Raw genomic sequence first — 18,051 nt, forward strand, 5'->3', positions numbered from 1 at the left:
ATTTCTTACTCATCAAGTCACCCCTTTTCCACCATGCAGTAAATATACTTTGTCAATTTGTTGAAGCAGTAGACGGTTAGCCGCTAATTAGCAACCGAACGGAATCAGGATATCATTCCGCGAGGTGGGGAGTAGTCGACTTGTCTGTTTCAGCTTCTCGAACAACAGTCGTGAGTTGTTCCATCGAGATCGCCTCGATCGTTTGTCGTACCCCTAGATCTGTGTAGAAGATGCTTGTTGTGACCGTCCGATCAGGGTACTGTGCCGATGCGACGTGATAGTAGACACTGAGCTGTTTGCGGTACTCACTCTCAGCGTGGCGGCCACGGTCGGTCTTGTAGTCCACGATCTCAACTCGGTCAAAAGTGACATGGACGAGGTCAACGATACCCGAAATCGTGATACGGCTCCCGTCGACCGTCACCGGCAGATAAGCGTCTTCTTCCACCAGTAACTCTCCATCGAGACTATCGATGAAACGCTGAATATGCCGTTCATCGTCGTTCTCCGGCGTAACGTCATCACCGAGCGCGTACGCTTCAGCGAAGTCATGCACTTTCGTCCCATAGTCGCTCCCCATCCCCTCTTCGACGTCCTCGAACACGTCATCCTGCATCAGCGTATGTGGCGTGTGTCCCGTCGGTCCCTCAGGGGTCGGGATGTCGACCTGAAGCTGAGCCTGTTCAGTTTCGTCCACAGTAACTTCGTCGGGGTCTGGAATCACCGACTCAACGTCGACGGGTAACTCGTCGATGAACGTGTTCGGGTCCTCCCCCGCTGTGAAGATAACATGGCTCTCGGCTCGCGTGATGGCGACGTACAGGAGCCGGCGTTCCTCGTCGTAGTCTCGCGGGAGGCATTTCCGAATCACGTCCGTTCGCCAGTTGTCGTAGACGTGAGACATGCCGTGGGCATCCTCGGCGTATTCTTTCCGCTGGCGAAGGCCGACTGGCTCATTGTAGGTGATGACGCCACCACTGCCGCCGGACGGGGGGAACCCACCACGGTTCATGTTCGCGAGCACGACGATGGGGTACTCCAGCCCCTTTGCGGAATGAATCGTCTGTACTGTCACCGAGTTTGCCCCCGCACTTGCGCTAACTTCGTGGGTACTCCCGGCTTCGATTCCACGCTCGATGAATCGGACGAGGTCTCCCCGCGTCATGGTCGTTGCGTCATGCACCGACTGAATCGTGTGTAGGACCACGTCGGCCGTTGCGCCGTTGTATCCGTATCGTTCGAACACGCGCCGTGCAATTCCGCCGTGTGTTTCCATCGTGGCCAGTTCGTCACGGAACTCGACCATATTTTCAGGATAGCTTTCCCGGTCGAGGATGTGATCTACTTCGTCGAGGGTGTACCCCGCTTCTTCGAGAACGACCGCCCAGCCCCGGTCCAGATCGTCTTCGAGGATTCTGAGCCACGCGAGCAGCAGCTTCGCCTGGTCGGTCCGGAACAACTCGATACCGCCCTCGTAGGCCATCGGAAGCCCGTACTCCTCGGCGATCTGGAGCAACTCGCGGCCGAAATCTCTCGTCCGCGTCAACACCGCGACGTCGCGATACTCCGCCGGGCGAAGGGTACCGTCTTCGTCCTCGACTTGGTAGTCGGTGCTTCCGACGATCTCCTGCACCTTCTCCACGATTGACTCGTGCTCCGCTTCGCTCTGGATGGCTTCAATCGTTGTGTTCTCGTGGTCAGTGTTTGACCGGAGTGGCGTGATTCGACGTCGGGTCTCTTCGAGGTTGACGTTATCATTGTTAGCGGCCGGGACCAGCAGGCCGTGTTCGGAGAAGTCCAGTATCTCCTGGGTCGACCGATAGTTCTCGACGAACTCGATGGTGTTCACCTCGTTGGTCTCGAAGGAGACGCGTTCTGCGTCCTCGTTCAATTGGGACGTGAACTCGTCTATTCGGTTCTCAAACTCAATGATGTTGTCGACGTCGGCGTACTGGAACCCGTAGATGCTCTGTTTCCAGTCGCCAACCACACAGAGGTTGTCCGTGTCGGCGAGGAGTAATGCAAGTTTGAACTGGATCTCGCTGGAGTCCTGGAACTCGTCGACCATCACATACTCGAACGCTACCTCGTCGCGCAGTTCGTGGTTTTCACAGAGCAGGACGAACGCGAACAGTTGCAGGAATCCGAAGTTCAAATAGTTCCGTCGAAGCGCGAACGCGAGATACTCGTGGTAGACGTCGTGAACGAACTGCTTCAGTTCCGTTCGGTCCTCCTCGAATACGTCAGTGGCAAGCGTTCGGGGAACCTGCTTTCCGCTTCCACGAATGTCGGCTCTGTCGGGCGCGTCTGGGAGGTAACACTTGTTCTTTCCGTAGCGACTGAGCTTCGACCGTAGTCGGGACTGCTTGCTCCCGCCGTTCCGTGCTTCGTTCACCTCGTTGAACAACTGCTCGAACGCGTCGACGTCTCCATCGAGATGTTCTTTCCCGTCTCGGTACCAGCCGTCTGCGGTCGGGAATACACCCTTCGCAGTCAATTGTTCGACGAGATCAAGGAGCTCTCCGGGGTCGGAGATCGCCCGAAAGAGGTCGTCGTACTCGGGGTGGCCGTCGCTGAATCCGTCGATAAATTCCCTAAACAGTGCGCTTTCGACCAGTTCATCTTCGATGATTCGGGTCGAGCCGGTGATAGCATCGTCAATACCGAGGTATGTCGGTGCAGCGTGGCCGTGTTCTTGCAGGATATCGTTGCACAGCGAGTGGAACGTTTGAATCGGCGCGTCGGCGAGCTCTCGCATGCCGTAGTGGCTTCGTCCAACGATGCGTTCTTTCATCTCGGTCGCCGCGTTGTTGGTGAACGTGACGAGCAGGACGTCGTCCGGTTCGATCCCGGGTTGCTCGACGATGTTGGCGTAGCGGCGGGTAATCGCGAACGTCTTGCCGGTCCCTGCGCCGGCGTCGACGAGATAGATGCCTTCGGTGCTGTCGATCAGTTCCCGTTGTTGGTCGTTAGGTTCAGTCATTAGTTTCGAGAATCAGGTCGCGGTTGTCCACGTAGCGATAGTTCGGTTCGCAGCCGATCCCGTCGACGGGGAATCGTTCGTCCCCCCGTCGCCGCCGGTTCAGTTCTTCCAGACGGTCGTCGATGAACTGCTCGAATGCGTCGAGGTCTTCCCGGAAGTAGTTGCGACTTCGATCCCGCATCAACTGGCGCATTAGTTGCTTGCATCCCGACGTGACGTACTTGTAGTCGCCCACGCACTCTTTCATTCGAGTCGTCAACTGCTGGCCGAATGGCGACTCGATGAGTTCGTCGCTGTCGCCCGTGTCCGGCATCGATACCGCTTCGAAGACCGCTCGGTAGTCGTCGTACTCGACCTTTCCAAGCGTCTTCCGGCAGTTCCCGGACCCGTCTTCCCGGAGTTCCTCGAACAGTTCCTGCGACCGGGCGTGACGTTCGAACGATGTTGGGTGGTAGGTAACCGTCGTGAGTGTGTCGTCGAGATTGGCGTCGCCAGTGACAACGTCGTCGAGCGTCTCGAGGAAGTGGAAGAACGTGAACTCCAGTTTTTCACTCGGTCGTTGGGTCCGCCAGTGAGTGAGGTATAAGAGCGCTTGGAAGTTCGGCGAGTCGCTCGGCGGGTCGACGGCCGAGTTCTTTACCACCTGCGACGCTCGCTTTCGGCTGCCGCTCTTGTGGTCGATAAGCCGAGTCGGCTCGTGAATCAGGTCGATCTTCCCCTTGAGTCCCAAGTCGTCGTTCTCGAACCAACGCTCGGTAATCGGAGACTCGATCGGCCGGTCGAAGTGGTCGGCGAACGTATTTCGTCCCCAGCCGCTGTCCGCAGTGAGGAACTCCCCGTTTTCGGGTGTGTTCTCGGCGAGGAACGCCATGATGTTCTGCAGTCCAACCCTGTACTTTGTCCGGCGCGTTTTCTGATCGACCGACCGAACGAAGGGTCTAGTCTCGTCGAGGATGAGGTCGATGACCTCGTCGATCACGTCCTCGTCCACGGCATCAGGATGAGCGACGTAGAATTCGGCAAAGTCGTGGAACAGATTCCCCTCTTTAAAGTAGTCCTTGTCGGGGCTATCGACGAGACGACCAAAGAAGTGGTCGCGCGGGCAGTTGACGTACGTACTGAGGCTGGATTGACTGACTGTTTCGACCTCGGTGGGGGAGACGTCGACGGGCTCTTTCTCGAAGCCATCGCCTCGCGCTCGGGTTGTTTTCGAGTGAGTGACTGACTCGAGCTCGCTGAACCTCTCAAATTCCTCGTCGAGTAGCTCCTCGAAGTACAGACATGGGGTGACTGGGGAGCCGCCGCTGGTGTCCTGCACGAGGTAGTACTGTTCAACGCCGCTCTGAAGGAGGAGCTGGAACTGCTGGACGTTCCTGACGTACTGGTCGTCTCGGTCGACCCACGGGCGACGCGGGGCGGAGTGTGTCCATCCCTCGTCGAGACCGACACAGAACACGACTGGTCGGTCGACGTACGCGGCCGATTTTGCGTCGGCGAGGAGGACGCCCTCGTTCTCACGGTCGACTGGAACCTCGTACGACTGGAGGTAGAACTCGAGTTGATTCACTGCTGCCTCTGTGACCGAGGTGTCATCGATTCCGAGCGCAATTAACTCGGCACGGAAGTCGTCCATGGACCGACCTATGCGTCGCTCGAACGCTGCGAGCGACTCCTCGAAGGTCCTTGCTTCGACGGAGTCACAAAACTCGCGGAGCCATTCGACTGCTTGTATGTCCAGGTCGTGCAGGCGCTTTTCGTCGTGTTCGACGTCGACCGTAACGCCGAGTTTATTCAGAATTGGTTTGACGTCTCGCACGCGGGTATCGGTTCCTCGGTGTGCCACGCGAAGCAACTGGCTGAACGCTCGATGGTCTGAATCGTCGATGAATCCTGGACCACCATAGAAGGGTATCCCGGTGGACTCGAATGCCGATTCCACTAGCGTGGAATACTCGCTTGTGCTATCGAGAACGACGGCGACATCACCTGCATTCTCTTCTGAGAGCACATCTACGAGCGTGTCGACGATAGCGAACGTCGAGTCGAAGATGTGGAACGGTGGGCACTCGAACTCGTCGTCGCTGAACGGACTGAACGTGTCGTAGTCGTCCGGAAGTACCGACCGTTCGAGCGTCGTTAGCTGATCTTCGCCAACGACGGCAACGTCTTGAGCTTCCGGAACACGGTATTCAGTAAGCTGACTAGACGTCGTTTCGAGGTCGTCCATATACTCGACTGCTGCTTCGGTCACGTCGTCGGCGTATGCACCGTACTCGAGGATGGAGTCGATGCGGCCCTGATGTTCCCAACACTGGAGGATATTACCGATCGCGTAGGCGCTGCGCTTCCAATCGAGATCGGTACGGTCGACGAGTTCGAGGAACGCAGTCCGATCCTCGGCTTCCTCGCGTCGGCCGGCAGCGAGACGCCGTGGGGTGATTGCGAATGTCCCGAGGTGCGGTCTGTCGAGCCGGCGGTTGAGTGCGCTGGCAAGCGGTGCGTCGGGAACGAGGACAAGGTCGTATTCAGCGACCTGCTCGTATAGATTATCGAGAGGCGTTGCCCGGGGGATTGACACTTCTCGAATTGCCGATGCTGGATAGAAAAATCTACCGTAACGTTAAGAGTATTTTCAGAGATCATAGTGTGATAAGAAATTCGATATTTGATAGAAACCAATACAACTTATTGTGATGTCGGTGGTTTCATCCGTTATTGTCAATATGGATTTCATTGTCATCGAGGGCGATATTGCAAGTCAACGGGCTGATGCGCTCGTAGCTGCATCGGATACGAGTCTCGCAATGAACGGCGGTACAGCGCGAGCACTCCGCGACGGCGGGGGCGAGGGCATCCACGAAGCGGCGGTCGAACGAGCACCGGTCGATCCCGGCGACGTTATCATTACAGACAGCTTCAATCTCCCAGCGGAGTACGTCGTCCATGCAGCAGCGAAACCAGCCACTGGTCATGCGACAGAAGAAACAGTTCGCGCTGCGACCAGAAACGCTCTTCAAACAGCCGAAGATCACAATTGCAGATCAATCGTCCTGCCGCTCCTCGGCTCTGGTGTCGGCGGTCTTGATACTGAGACGGTTGCAGATACTATGCTTAACGAAATCAACCGGTTTGCTTCGCCGACGTTGACAGACATCCGAATAATCGCGTACTCAGCTGACGATCGATTTCGGGTTCAGGAGCGCGCGGACCAACCAATGAATAGCTGATTATCATCTTCCAATGCATGTCCTGTTCACCGATTCACTGACCGCGTTAGCGTGAACACGAACAATGCGACAAAGAACGCTCCCACAAATCCTTCGACGACAGTGAGTATCCGGAGACCGAGCGGAGACGATGCGGGCGCTGTTCCGAGAAGGAACGTAATGAACGTCTGGGCGCTGAAGATGAGGTAGTCGGTGATTCCCACTTCTCCCTCGAATGCAGCGGCGTACGTAGCTCGGTACACCACTGCGAATACAACGATGATGAAGGTTGATGAGTACACGACGCGTCGAGACAGTTCACCGTGCCCGGTCATCGCCCCGAGCAGCCAGTTGTAGACACCACGAGCGAGTCCTTGGAGGCGGCGCTTCACCGAATGGCCCGACCGCACTTGTGACAAGTGTCGTTTCCGTCTCCATCGCATCTCATGGCGGAAGAACCGCGACGCTGCCTCGTTGTCCCCCCTATTCGCGGCCTCAGTTCGCGCTTTCAAATAGGTCGTTTCCAAAACTTCCGGACGATCGACAGGAGAATCGGAAACGGCAGTGATAGATCGGCGGACCTGTTCCATCGAAGGATTGAGATCATGGAGTCGCCAGTCAGCTTCGTCAAGTTCGCGTCGGTAGTCCCCGAAATCAAACCCATCGAACGTTGTTCGTCGAAGATTATACCACGACAAGAGGCTTCCCCGGGACGTCCCCTCGAACGACACATCACCGACCTCCGCGCCAGCCAGATCATACACGACCGACCCTTTTTTGGGCTGGGTCAACGCCCCTTCATGCAACTTTGACTCTCTGAGATCAAGCCACCTGACATCGGTGTTACCGTGGTTTGATTCTGGAGCAATACGGACTTCATCGCCGATTGTCACGCTTCGGAAGGTAACATAGCGTGGGGTTCGATTCGGTACAAATACTAGTGTCTCGAACGTTGTTGCCTCGAATTCCGCAGTCTCGTGAAAGGACGTACCCCGGAACTCGGCACGATCAAACGTAGTTCCGTCAAATCCGGCGGTCTCTTGGAACGTGGTCGAACTCACCAATAGCGTCTCTACAGTCGCGTCACGCAGGAACGTTCGGTCACCGAAGGTCGCAGCGTTCACCCTCGATTGGCCTTCAAGAGTCGCATCGTCCAAGTGAACCGGCCCGCCGATATGGGTGTCACCGATTGCGACTCCCTTTGACACGGTCAGGTCAACGGCCCACAACCCGTTCGACAGGATCGCCCGGTTCGCGGCCACTTGGCCTCCGATGTCCGCATTGTCAAGTCGAAGACGGGCACTGGTCTCAAGTTCGGTGAGATTGACGTCGCCGTCTGCATCAACGCGTTCGAGATCGAACCGATCAATCGTCGCCCCCCGGCAGGTGAGCGTCTGGTCGACATTGGCTTCTCGAAACCGGGCACTTCCCTCAATCACTGCGTCGGACAGGTCAAGCGCGTACAACTCCGCCTCGTCAAATAGAAGCGATGCCGCAAAGCGAGTGTCTTTCACATTAACCGCCCCATAGATCGTCGCTTCGGCGAAGGAGACGGTCGAATGAAACTCGCTCCCGGACAACCAGAGGGCGTGATCGATCGTGGTGTTCGACGCGTCAATCCGTCCCTCAAAGACGCTCTCACGGAGATCAATTGGAGCTCGGTGATCACCGTCAACTACGGTAAATCGGAGGGAAAGGGATGGGAATCTCGCACCGATAATCCTTGTTCTTTCAGGCTTCTCGGAATATTCGTCGGTTCCCGCCGCGCTGACTACTGTCATGAATGTCGTCTCGTAATCAATCTCAGATCGTGCTCCGTGGTCAGCGGGAAGATGAAACGGGCAATAATTCGTTTTCGGATGAGCGTCGTGGGGGCATCGCCATATGTCGGTCGACAAATCGTCAAACCGCTCTGTGGAGACTTCGTGCGTATACGTACATCGCTTCACCTCCTCAGTCATGCGCAATCCATGTAATTCAAATGGGATACGTATGTCGATTACAGCAGACGCTATCAACAGGCGTTAAACACATAGCCGGTTGCTGTGGGAATCCCAGTATAGATTCTAAAAAGTAGAGAAACATTATTTATACGTTATATATTAAGGTCCGGACGAACGGCCACAAACGGTCGTGATTAAACTGTACAACCCTCATCCATGCGCGAACACTTCCCTATTGACCGTATCGTTAACGCCGCACAACCTTCAGACGACATCGACTTTGGCGGTCCGGGTGTCGACGAATTAGCATCAACGCTCCGATGTTCCATCTGCGGAACGCCGAAAGCAGAAGCCGTCGATCTACCGGTTCGATATGCGAATCCGGTCTGTAGTGCGTGTGATGAGCTCGCCGTCAACGAGGATGGGAATGAACCATGGGAAGGATGGCCACCAGACGAGCGGCCGGATTCAGAACCCGGCGTCATCCAATTGGAGCCTGATTACGGGGAGAACCCTGTCTATATTGCTGGCGTGAAGTGCTGGCGGCGGTATCGTTTTGGCGGTTGGATCACCCGCCGTGACGCCTTCGATTGTGGCTCACTCGAAGAGTTTCGCGACCTGCACCGGCATAATGGCGTTGTAATATACGCGTTCAACACGTCACAACCCGCCGGTGTTGACGTTTCTCACTACCGCTGTAAACGAGCACTTCGCCGCCAAGACGCGATTAAGTCGCTGCTCAAGGACGCCCGTCACGTCGTCAAGACGGGGTCAACCGAACTTTCCACTGAGGATCTCAGGCAACGTGTCTCAGAACTCGACGTTACGGTACCTGACTGGGCAAAAGATTTGCACTGTACAGATTTGGAGGAGTACGCCAAAGGAGTGATGGTAGCCGCAGAGAGGTGCCTCGACGGACCTCCTGGTTTCGCTGAACTCTGCGAACGGTATTACAGCCGCTGCTGAGGCCCTTGCAACAATAGACGATACAGACGTTATTGATCTCTTGGGTACGCAAAGTCCCCATCCGTGATCAGGGCAGGGACACGCAATGTGGACATCTACAGATTCGTACTCGTTGATCCAGTCGTGCGATTTCAGGCAAACCTTCAGATTTTCTGGACTGTGAATTCGGGCCCCGCAAGCATCACAGTAGCAAGCCATCGTTATCTATATTAAATTTAATTAGGGTTTCAGAGAACGCCAGACGACGTGAGTAAAACTGTCGCGACTATAATCATTGAGACCACCATTCCGATTGCCAGGGGCTGGTTTTCCATCGCTTTCTGATGAATCGGCATCGCCTCGTACTCCTCATAGAAGGTATTGAGGTTCTCTTCGTCGTAGAAATACTTCGTCTTCAGTGCAAAACGCTCGGTCACGGCACAGCCAGTACAGACCGGTGTCTCTTCCACTCATTCCGTTTTGATGTGGCTTTCGCAGTTGATACTCCCACAGTTCGTACAGTAGGTGAACGTGGACGCGTCTTCGTCGCCGCACTGGACACAGAGGTAAATGCCATCTTCCGTCACCACCCGAGATGGTCCTGCGGCGTAGTATTCGTACGGGTACGAATACTGTTGCAACCGTGTCGACTGCCGTATCTCGGGAAGATAGACCGGCGTGATAGATCGTACTGAGACGTCTGACTGATTCGGTTCGCAGGACTTGTTGTACGTGACGTTGTTGCGACTGTCCGTCGGACCACGAGCAATGGTTCGAGCAGCGAGTGCCCTTTGACAGCGAGGTGAGCGCGGTCTGTCACCTCCGAGCGAAGGGCGACGAGACGATCCGGTGCCAGCAGACCGAGTTCGGGCCGTGATTCGTCGGCGGCGGTTTCGAGACGCTCGTCTACCCGATGGAGAACGGTATGGTCCAGACGACGCTCATGTTCTGGAAGGACGAATGGCAACCGTACCGGCGAGCCCTGCGTTATGATTCTCAGCAACGGTTCGACCGACTCTATGATGGAGCACAGCAGTACTCGATGGCTGGCGGAGCCTTGAATCCGGACAACGTTGAGCGGACTGTGATGGTGGGGATGTTGCTGCATTTGGCGAAAGAAGTCAACGAGCTCTGCGACGAACTCGATACGCTGTATGAAAACGGGTGAGAATCCCTCTAAGACTGAAACATTTCCGCGATAATTCCCCGTAATTGGATTCAAAAAGTCAGACAAACAACTATTCACATGTTTCACGACTTATGGAGTCATGCAAAGAGGGTCGCCATCCAGACGACAAACCAGGCGGTGGTTCGGCCAAGCGATAGCTATGTTGGCCGTGCTTTTACTCATATCAACTCCGATTGCCGCCACACAGTTTCATGAAGAACCATCACAAGCAGCATCGAACCAGCTGTATTCAGAGGCAGCAGAATTTCTTTACAACTATGTTCAGCAAGAAGGACTGGCAGTAGACTCTGTCTGTGCCGAAGAACATCCTAGTGGCGTTGTTCTCCACGTAGAGATGACGGATTCAGAACAAACGACCCGGTTCTCGGATGCGTCAGTCATCACTGAGGGCTTTTACAGCATGTTGAACTACGATGAATCAGTATTTCAGTCGGTGAATCGGGTGTCCGTTAAGTGGCCGCGAGACGGTGAGTTCCAAAATCGCTCAATGTATATTCCAAGAGAGTGGGTGCGGGAATATGCTAACCAAGAACTGTCGTGGGAGGGTCTTACGGCGACTGTATTCGCAACCGAGACCTCTTACGAATTCGGTTATTACCCAGGTAGTGAAGCGGTTTGTTATCCATCCAGCCCGACTCCGGCAGAAACCGAACAAGAGTCATCGAATCCGAACCGGAAAACCCAGAACCAGACTAACAGGGCATCAGATAACCCCTCCGTCGAGTTCCTTAACTGTAGCACGGTGCGTATCCATGGTGACTATCAAAACACAATGGTGTTTTGGTCAACGTACATACCCGGGATCCTCAATAATCAAGACACACTGGGACAGGTCTCGGGCACAACAACCATCAGCATCACAGATATTATGGGCGAGGATTATGAAGACATAGACAGGTCTGTGATCGATGCCGTGGAACTGTACAAAGATTCGGAAGCATTCATGTCAGAGCCGGAAGTTCGGAAAGAGAATCCGAAACTGGAAAAATGCCACAAGCAGGCGAACCCCGATAGCTGATTCTTAAGAACCCTATTTCTTGAAGAAAATATATCAACCAGCACTTTGGTTGCCAATGTAGAGTAATCTCGCTCAGTATGATAGAGTTCGGCGTCAGGAAACTCATTCTCTAATTCCCGGACTGTCTCGCTGTAGAACTGCCAGAATCCGTCTGTGTCGTTGTACAGGTTGAGCGAAGCATCGAACCGAGTCGTGGTTTATTACTCGACATATTCTATCAGGGACTTGTGGAGCGACCCGCTGAGACCGTTTCGCCGGCGTAGATCTCCATGGGTCTTGAAGATGTTCGCGGAAAGCACCACATGAGTTGGAGTCCACAATACCAACGCCATGGCCGAACAGCAACTCGATCTCCGCGAGATTCCTCCGCCTCAACGACACCCAAAAATATTCGAAGCGTTCGAAGAGTTAGAGAGCGGTGAAGCACTTATGCTCGTCAACGACCACGAGCCAACGCCGCTGTACCACCAGATGGTCGCCGAAGTCGAGTCGTTCGACGCCGACGACTACGTCGTCGACTGCATCGGTCCGAATGAGTTTATCGCGACCCTTCCAAAGAAGTAGGCTGTTGACTACACTGACGGTAACAGTCTGCTGAATCTCAGACCGTCGTTCCACGCAATCATCTTCTTGGACGAACTCGTTGAATTGTTCTTCTGCTGCTCCTCGTCGAAGTCCACCTGGTACTCCTTAGGTATCCCTTCCTCGGCGAGATTGATGTGGCGGTCCGGCGTGACGTCGTAGTGCTCGAGATTCTCCCGTACACACTCGAGCGAACAACCGTCTCCGTTACCTGCTTCGATTCCCCCAATTCCGTATATTGGTGATTACCAGACTGATCTCAAGAGACGAACTTGACGAGATGACCGGACCAGAAACCTGCTTACTGCTCACCGACAGACCACGAGGTCTCAGCCTCGACTGGGAGCTCGTCGGTGTCCAGAGTCTCGACAATCTCCTCGGCCGCGACGCTTTCCTGTCGCTCGGCCCGTGCCATCAGCTCGACGAACGTACCCTTCGGGACGGCCATATGCATAATCGAGTGCTGGCCGTAATGGTTCAATATCCTGGTCAGGGATTCCGATTGAATCGTCGGTGGAGGAAATTGTCAGATATTTAGATGAGAGAGTAGCCGCCGTTTGTAATCTTCGGAGTCTGTTTTTATTGACGTGTGACTCTTGGCCTCTGAAGAAAACTTCTTTAGTACTTCTGGAGAGAGGAATATCTAATGCCTGCACAAGCAGTAAAAGACTGGATCTCTCACTTCCAAAAAATAGCAAAGAAAGTTAACATCGATGTTCAAATTACTCCGAATGAAATCTTCCATATTCATGCAGACGGTGACTCACCTGCTGTCGGGAAGGTTCGGTATTCGGAATATGTAGGCAGAAAGGAGGACCATATCTGGCAACGATTTAACCGAGAACAAGAACGGATTGCTGAAAATCCGGATGAAAAAGTATTTGCTGTCCAGTTAGATGTGGAGTCAAGAGACAAGTTCAATCTCAACCACGACCATTTCATTCTCGTTACTGAAGAACTCCTTCGTACCGAGCTCTCATCTAATGGCGACGTTCAGATCGATACGGAGGATCCTGGCAGTTATGACGCGCCCTTTGACGGAACTGTTGATAATTGGAACGCACTCTTCGAATATATTGTAGGTGAGACGATCGAGGATGATGTTCGGGATATATTGAATAATACTCCGTCTTTGGAGTCAACGACAGAGACTGCTCCTTACTACTGGGTGAATCATAATTTAGAAGAGATTGAAGGGGGCTACCTCCGTGCACCGCATTCTGATTTTCCAAATTACGACCTCCAGAAGTTGGAGAACGGTGATATCGTATTTAACTATACGGACGGGAAGGTCCTTGGCTTTTCAGAGGTGACCAAACCGGCATACATCACAGACGTGGATGGTGAAAAGAAGCGGAAAGTCGATATCGATGTCCACCGATTCCCAGAACCGCTCCGGTTCGTCGATATCTATCCGTATCTATGGCAGGAGGATGTCCGTCTTGAGAAGTACTATCCAGTCAACCAAGCGGGAGTCAATCAGCAATATCTCTTTAATCTGAGTGAGGAAGCAGGCGAGTATCTCCTTGAGAAAGGACAAATGAAAGGATCGAATACAGAGCGTCTCCAGGACCGTCTTGAACTTCCGCATATCTCTATTTCGTTACCAGAGGGCCTCTATTTCCATGACGGCGAGGAAGCGCGACTCCGGCAACAAATCAATGCTGCGTTAAATGCAGAAAAACACATAATTTTTACCGGCCCGCCAGGGACTGGAAAGAGTCGCATTGCAAAGGAAATAGCAGAGCAAGTAATAGAGGTAGAGTCTGTTGACGACTACACGTTCACAACAGCGACAGCCGAGTGGAGTTCGTTCGATACGATTGGTGGATATGTCCCGTCACAGGCAGATAGCGAGCTCAAATTCGATCCCCGACTCTTCCTCCGTTGTTTCCGTGACGAGGACAATACAGTTCAGAATCGGTGGCTCATCATCGACGAACTCAACCGCGCAAACATCGATAAAGCGTTGGGCCCACTTTTCTCCGTTCTCGCGCAGGATTCCGTGGAACTACCATACGAACGAGAGGGCCGTGTGAGTGTTGATTGGGTCCAAGATGACGATGATAAACTTGCGGAAATTGCACGTAATCCCGACCGCTTCCCAGTGACCCCTGCGTGGCGACTCATCGGAACGATGAATACCTTTGATAAGACATCGCTGTATGACCTTTCATTCGCGTTCATGCGCCGGTTTAGCTTTATCCATGTAGGGGTCCCAGAACTTACTAACGCAGACGGTATTGTTTCCCGGGAACTTCTCGACCCCGAAACAGGTCCTAATTACGCCACGGTCTGGCAACGTCAGCGTTCACACTTAAAAGAGACAATCAACGACTACCACGCCGAATTAGCGGTCATCTGGTCGATCATCAATGACTACCGGTCGATCGGACCCGCAATTATTCTCGATATCTTCGAGCAAATAGCGGCGTTCGAGGGTGGAGATCGCGACGCACCACTTACGTTGGCCGTCATCAATTTTGTCTTCCCGCAACTCGAAGGGTTACGACAAGGAGACCAGGAAGATCTCCTCGAAGATCTTGCTAAAGGCGGTCGGATCAAGACTCCGTCCGGTACTAAACAGGTTGAACTACGACTTGATGTGCCGTATCTCCGGCAGAAGGCTCGAGACATGTACGATCTCGATATCGACGTCCACAGTAGTACCTGAGCGAGTATGGCAAAGACATCTACCTCAAGACTGAGTTCGTACGTAACCGAGGAGCTGATTACGTACCTCGGTGAAGGAGCGCTGAACAGTGCCCAATATGCAAAGACGATAGATTACTCCGGTCTGGAGATTGAGGACTTCGACCGGCTCAAGAAACTTCACTTCGTCCTCTACGAAGACGTCGTTGACTACATCGAGATGCTCCCCGAACGACTCCGCCGTATTAAGACTGTCACAAACCACGATGATGCGGTTGTTCGTGGCGAAGTTCGGGGGGCAGTCGATTGGCGACAGACAGTCCAGAAACGAGCGAATGTTGGCTATGACGATCCGACGTTATTCGTCGTCAATAACTCGGAAGTGGAGTATGATATTCCAGAGAATCGGGTGGTGAAGAAGCTGCTTGCCGCAATTGCCGAGCCTTTAACGGAAGACATCGAAGCAATTGAACAGGAATGGCGAGATATGTGGGATGACCGGGATATCGTCAACTTACAACAAACTTTGGCACATAACATCTATCTCGATGCACTTCCTTCGTCCGACGAAATCTCACTTTCAAGCCGAGATTTGACGACAGCTCGACGTTCTCGGCATCGACTCTATACGGAGGGCTATCGTCTGTATCGACTCTATGACGACTTGATGAACTCCCGTTTTGACAGGCAGGAAGTCCGAGATCTACTTACGGAAACACTCGTCACACCGACAAAGGACTACAAGCTCTTCGAACTCTTCTGCGTATTCGGGGTCATTCGCCAACTCCAGCAACAGTATTCCGAATTGGAACTCCGGCCAATTAAACCGGAGATGGAAGCTCTTGCTTGGCTGGATAGTCCGAATCGCCGAGTCGAAATCTATTACGATCAGAATGGTCCTCTCTCGTTCTTCGAAGCGTACCCCGATTCCGACGAATTAGCGAAACTCGGTGTTCCCGAGATGGTTCAGCGTCAAGCGGAAGCTTTTGAAGCTCAAGAACGAGCCGTCGAAGACTTCCTCTCACGAGGAAGTCAGCATACCTTCTACAGCGGTAGGCCGGACTTCCTTGTTTTAGTATACCGGAAAGAGGATGCCTCTGGACCGACCGATGAAGACGAAGGTGAACTGACGGACGTACTCCTCGGCGAAGTGAAGTACACGCGATCCAAAGCAACCTTCTCTCGTGGCCTCCGGGAACTCTTCGAGTACCTGTACTTTGTCCGTGAGAACGACCAGTACCTATTCGGCGAGAAGGCAGTAGACGGTGAGGTCGTCGGGATTCTTTGTACGGATGGCGTCAATACAGACACGGATACTAGTGAAGGAGTCACTCACATAACAACGGACAATATTGTCAACGTGCTATGACCATGAACATCGTATGTTGGATTCTAAAGCGAGACGAGAAGGTGGTCCACAGCGACCGCCGCGCGACCTCGACAACCGCCTCGACACTACCGAAGACCAGTGCTCGAACACGTCCAGCGATGGCCAGCAGACCCCCGACGAGGAGTGGACGCCTATCGAGCGATTGTCGGTGATTGGCGAGGCTGCGTTGGACGATCATGTGTCGGCGAGCGACCGCCGCGCAGTCGTCATCTTCGAACACTGGGAGGAATGGTCGACCACGACGCCGAAAGGACAGTTGTTGAAAACGTCGGACTCGCTGAAGTCGCTGTTGTCGACGGCATGCGACGAACAGCTCGCATGGAAGCAAGTCTACAGGGCGTGCCAGCGCCTCGAACAACTCTCGGAGGGCAGGTTGACGTTCTTCGACCACGACCGCCATGGACGCATGCTCAAACAACACACGGCGTTCCCATCCCAGCACGGGTCGACAACTCGAGTGACAGCGTCGTCAGCACAGAGCTAACCATGCCCGTCAGCACCCACGCTCGAGAGAGCCACGACCTCTAACACACCACACACAACCCACGTGCAAACAACTGTGTTCTAGTGGCAAGACTGGACAGCCCCGTTACGCGATTAAAGGAGTAATAGTGGAAGCGGGGGACAGTCGGAGCAGATTTGGTGCTGACGACGGTGTCAGTGTAGTCCGGGGCATCGTCGAAACGATGCGTTGGACTGCATTGTGAATGGTGCCCGACGTAGAATGACTCTGTTTATCCATACGAGCCAGAATCGAGGGTCGACTAAAATACTTGGACGGGTTCGGCCACGAGACCCGACAACGACAGAGAATTGGGCATGGTATTGGACGTTCTTATAGGATTGAAGTATGGTCGTTGGGTGTGCACGCAGTCAATGCTACTCGGGGTCATCCGGAACCCCTCTCTGACCATATTCACATGGACTTCTACCCTACTCGGGTTCGTCTGGAACCAAAAGGGAGTGTGTCACTCCGTCGTACCGACAGTGCTGTCTCCTTGAGCAGTTCAACTGGCGCGGACATATTGTTGTTACTATAACGAGGAGTGTATAGTTCCTCGGGACCGAGAACAAACAAATTCACGCTCGAAAATATTTTTCAATAACAGAAGACGAGACAAGCGAAAGCTGCACTGTGTTTTCGGCGAATTCGCTGGATGTAGCGGTGATGGGGCCCAGTGGTTAGAATTCTATCTACAATGGTGTTCGTTCTGATGGGTTCGGTGGTGAGGTCTCCGGCTCAGGCCGCAAGTAGTGACGGTGGGGTTCAGACTTCTCTTGGAGGTGTACGCCCTGTCGTGGCCCCCGACGCTACGACTGGTGAGTTATTCGTGTCCCGCAAGATTCTACCTAACCACCATATTTATTATATACCCCTGCGAGTGTTTCTCACATAGAGACTGCTGGCACAGCAGTATCTGTCATCCGGGCTAGTATCCCGACACCACTACTTTTGAATTGACTCTCTTTAGTCCCCACCGTTCTCCACGACGGAGTGCCATCTCAAACAGCGAGGATGACTACCACTAGACACACGATCGGCCAAGACACCCGTCAACGCACTAGTTTGGTCACTACGATCGCGAGGTTCCCCCGCTTGTCGGAGCCGCCACCAGTAGACGAACCGCCCGACACAGTCAAGGTGCCCCCCGTAAGTAACACCACCGCTTCCGGAGCTATCGATGACCTAGCACTCGAAGCCTCCATCAAATAGGTTAGCACAGTTACTAACCGTATCCGTCCAACATTCGGTGCTTCGTCCGCCAAGATCTCTGTCCCGGTCCAGAGGATGTTCCAGCCACTCCTCGGCTGTCGAGAGAGCGGGCAGACTCACGCACTCATGAGAGGTGACGAGCGATGGACCGCGACGACGCCGACGCGCTACTTGACGACCGCCATACCACCCTCAACCTGCTCGAAGAGGCAGGCGATGCGGCACTCACAGGTGCCATTCCACACTATTGCGAACTTAAGAGCTAGATTGAGCGGTCAAAACACGAAGTCACTTCAGTCGAACTACCGACCTTCATTCCAATGGAGCGAACTACGGGCCGTGGGCTTGCTCGACGAGGAGTGGAACGTGATCGACGGTCAGCAGTTGAAAGTGAGCATAGTCGCGGAAGGGAGGTGGGGATTGAGAAGG

14 protein-coding genes and 1 pseudogene are annotated in these 18,051 nt (G+C 53.9%); 9 read left to right on the top strand and 6 right to left on the bottom strand.

Annotated elements, in window-relative coordinates; translation table 11 throughout:
* Positions 1 to 112 precede the first annotated feature (112 nt).
* Together E2484_RS12005 and E2484_RS12010 are read right to left on the bottom strand one after the other, a co-directional pair.
* Positions 113 to 2,983 (bottom strand): UvrD-helicase domain-containing protein, encoded by a 2,871-nt coding sequence (locus E2484_RS12005; protein ID WP_137285471.1) that lies wholly within the window; start codon positions 2,981 to 2,983, stop codon positions 113 to 115.
* Positions 2,976 to 5,561 carry a PD-(D/E)XK nuclease family protein gene (locus tag E2484_RS12010; RefSeq protein ID WP_137285472.1) on the bottom strand — a complete coding sequence of 862 codons (2,586 nt, stop codon included), beginning with the start codon at positions 5,559 to 5,561 and terminating at the stop codon, positions 2,976 to 2,978. The genes E2484_RS12005 and E2484_RS12010 overlap by 8 nt, the downstream gene beginning before the upstream one ends.
* A gap of 115 nt (positions 5,562 to 5,676) precedes the next feature.
* Here E2484_RS12010 and E2484_RS12015 point away from each other — a divergent pair, with 115 nt between their 5' ends.
* On the top strand, positions 5,677 to 6,210 hold the full coding sequence (locus E2484_RS12015) for a macro domain-containing protein (RefSeq protein ID WP_321112546.1): 534 nt from the start codon (positions 5,677 to 5,679) through the stop codon (positions 6,208 to 6,210).
* Between the two features lie 26 nt (positions 6,211 to 6,236).
* Here E2484_RS12015 and E2484_RS12020 read toward each other — a convergent pair whose 3' ends face one another.
* Complete coding sequence (locus E2484_RS12020) at positions 6,237 to 8,150, bottom strand: pentapeptide repeat-containing protein (protein ID WP_137285473.1); 1,914 nt, start codon at positions 8,148 to 8,150, stop codon at positions 6,237 to 6,239.
* Between the two features lie 198 nt (positions 8,151 to 8,348).
* Here E2484_RS12020 and E2484_RS12025 point away from each other — a divergent pair, with 198 nt between their 5' ends.
* Positions 8,349 to 9,098, top strand: a complete 750-nt coding sequence (locus E2484_RS12025) for a hypothetical protein (RefSeq protein WP_137285474.1) — start codon at positions 8,349 to 8,351, stop codon at positions 9,096 to 9,098.
* Positions 9,099 to 9,325: 227 nt separating this feature from the next.
* Here the strand turns inward: E2484_RS12025 and E2484_RS12030 are convergent.
* A pseudogene (locus E2484_RS12030) lies at positions 9,326 to 9,820 on the bottom strand (restriction endonuclease); the annotation flags it as partial.
* 182 nt (positions 9,821 to 10,002) lie between these two features.
* Between E2484_RS12030 and E2484_RS12035 the strand changes: the two are divergent.
* The 3 genes from E2484_RS12035 (at position 10,003) to E2484_RS12045 (ending at position 11,848) form a co-directional block, all read left to right on the top strand.
* A complete protein-coding gene (locus E2484_RS12035) occupies positions 10,003 to 10,245 on the top strand; it encodes a hypothetical protein (protein ID WP_137285475.1) in 243 nt (80 codons plus the stop codon).
* 160 nt (positions 10,246 to 10,405) lie between these two features.
* Entirely contained in the window at positions 10,406 to 11,284 is an 879-nt protein-coding gene (locus tag E2484_RS12040) for a hypothetical protein (RefSeq protein ID WP_137285476.1), read from the top strand.
* A 330-nt stretch (positions 11,285 to 11,614) separates the two neighbouring features.
* A complete protein-coding gene (locus E2484_RS12045; protein ID WP_137285477.1) occupies positions 11,615 to 11,848 on the top strand; it encodes a DUF2249 domain-containing protein in 234 nt (77 codons plus the stop codon).
* A gap of 8 nt (positions 11,849 to 11,856) precedes the next feature.
* On the opposite strand, the gene E2484_RS26025 is transcribed toward E2484_RS12045, so the two are convergent.
* Together E2484_RS26025 and E2484_RS24980 are read right to left on the bottom strand one after the other, a co-directional pair.
* The gene (locus E2484_RS26025) at positions 11,857 to 12,105 is read right to left on the bottom strand and encodes a putative zinc-binding protein (protein WP_137285930.1); all 249 of its coding nucleotides are present in this window, start codon (positions 12,103 to 12,105) and stop codon (positions 11,857 to 11,859) included.
* Between the two features lie 62 nt (positions 12,106 to 12,167).
* Entirely contained in the window at positions 12,168 to 12,314 is a 147-nt protein-coding gene (locus tag E2484_RS24980; protein ID WP_170977326.1) for a hypothetical protein, read from the bottom strand.
* Between the two features lie 198 nt (positions 12,315 to 12,512).
* On the opposite strand from E2484_RS24980, the gene E2484_RS12055 reads away from it, so the two are divergent.
* From E2484_RS12055 to E2484_RS25550, 4 genes are all read left to right on the top strand, one after another.
* Positions 12,513 to 14,540 carry an AAA family ATPase gene (locus E2484_RS12055; protein ID WP_137285478.1) on the top strand — a complete coding sequence of 676 codons (2,028 nt, stop codon included), beginning with the start codon at positions 12,513 to 12,515 and terminating at the stop codon, positions 14,538 to 14,540.
* A 6-nt stretch (positions 14,541 to 14,546) separates the two neighbouring features.
* Complete coding sequence (locus tag E2484_RS12060) at positions 14,547 to 15,887, top strand: hypothetical protein (RefSeq protein WP_137285479.1); 1,341 nt, start codon at positions 14,547 to 14,549, stop codon at positions 15,885 to 15,887.
* Between the two features lie 13 nt (positions 15,888 to 15,900).
* Positions 15,901 to 16,392: a hypothetical protein gene (locus tag E2484_RS25545; RefSeq protein WP_321112551.1), complete on the top strand. Its 492-nt coding sequence runs from the start codon at positions 15,901 to 15,903 to the stop codon at positions 16,390 to 16,392.
* A 1,373-nt stretch (positions 16,393 to 17,765) separates the two neighbouring features.
* Positions 17,766 to 17,888, top strand: coding sequence for a hypothetical protein (locus tag E2484_RS25550; RefSeq protein ID WP_321112553.1), 123 nt, complete (start codon positions 17,766 to 17,768; stop codon positions 17,886 to 17,888).
* The last annotated feature ends 163 nt before the right edge of the window (positions 17,889 to 18,051 follow it).

It is taken from the genome of Halorussus salinisoli (genome assembly GCA_005239435.1).
Lineage (GTDB): Archaea > Halobacteriota > Halobacteria > Halobacteriales > Haladaptataceae > Halorussus > Halorussus salinisoli.

Bases quoted from the DNA above. Each gene is read 5' to 3' on its own strand.
- E2484_RS12035 (WP_137285475.1), top strand. From the start codon at position 10,003: ATGGTCCAGACGACGCTCATGTTCTGGAAGGACGAATGGCAACCGTAC.
- E2484_RS24980 (WP_170977326.1), bottom strand. From the start codon at position 12,314: ATGGCCGTCCCGAAGGGTACGTTCGTCGAGCTGATGGCACGGGCCGAG.
- E2484_RS12015 (WP_321112546.1), top strand. From the start codon at position 5,677: ATGTCGGTGGTTTCATCCGTTATTGTCAATATGGATTTCATTGTCATC.
- E2484_RS12045 (WP_137285477.1), top strand. From the start codon at position 11,615: ATGGCCGAACAGCAACTCGATCTCCGCGAGATTCCTCCGCCTCAACGA.
- E2484_RS12055 (WP_137285478.1), top strand. From the start codon at position 12,513: ATGCCTGCACAAGCAGTAAAAGACTGGATCTCTCACTTCCAAAAAATA.
- E2484_RS12020 (WP_137285473.1), bottom strand. From the start codon at position 8,150: ATGACTGAGGAGGTGAAGCGATGTACGTATACGCACGAAGTCTCCACA.
- E2484_RS12025 (WP_137285474.1), top strand. From the start codon at position 8,349: ATGCGCGAACACTTCCCTATTGACCGTATCGTTAACGCCGCACAACCT.
- E2484_RS25545 (WP_321112551.1), top strand. From the start codon at position 15,901: ATGTTGGATTCTAAAGCGAGACGAGAAGGTGGTCCACAGCGACCGCCG.
- E2484_RS12060 (WP_137285479.1), top strand. From the start codon at position 14,547: ATGGCAAAGACATCTACCTCAAGACTGAGTTCGTACGTAACCGAGGAG.
- E2484_RS12040 (WP_137285476.1), top strand. From the start codon at position 10,406: ATGTTGGCCGTGCTTTTACTCATATCAACTCCGATTGCCGCCACACAG.
- E2484_RS25550 (WP_321112553.1), top strand. From the start codon at position 17,766: ATGGACCGCGACGACGCCGACGCGCTACTTGACGACCGCCATACCACC.
- E2484_RS12005 (WP_137285471.1), bottom strand. From the start codon at position 2,983: ATGACTGAACCTAACGACCAACAACGGGAACTGATCGACAGCACCGAA.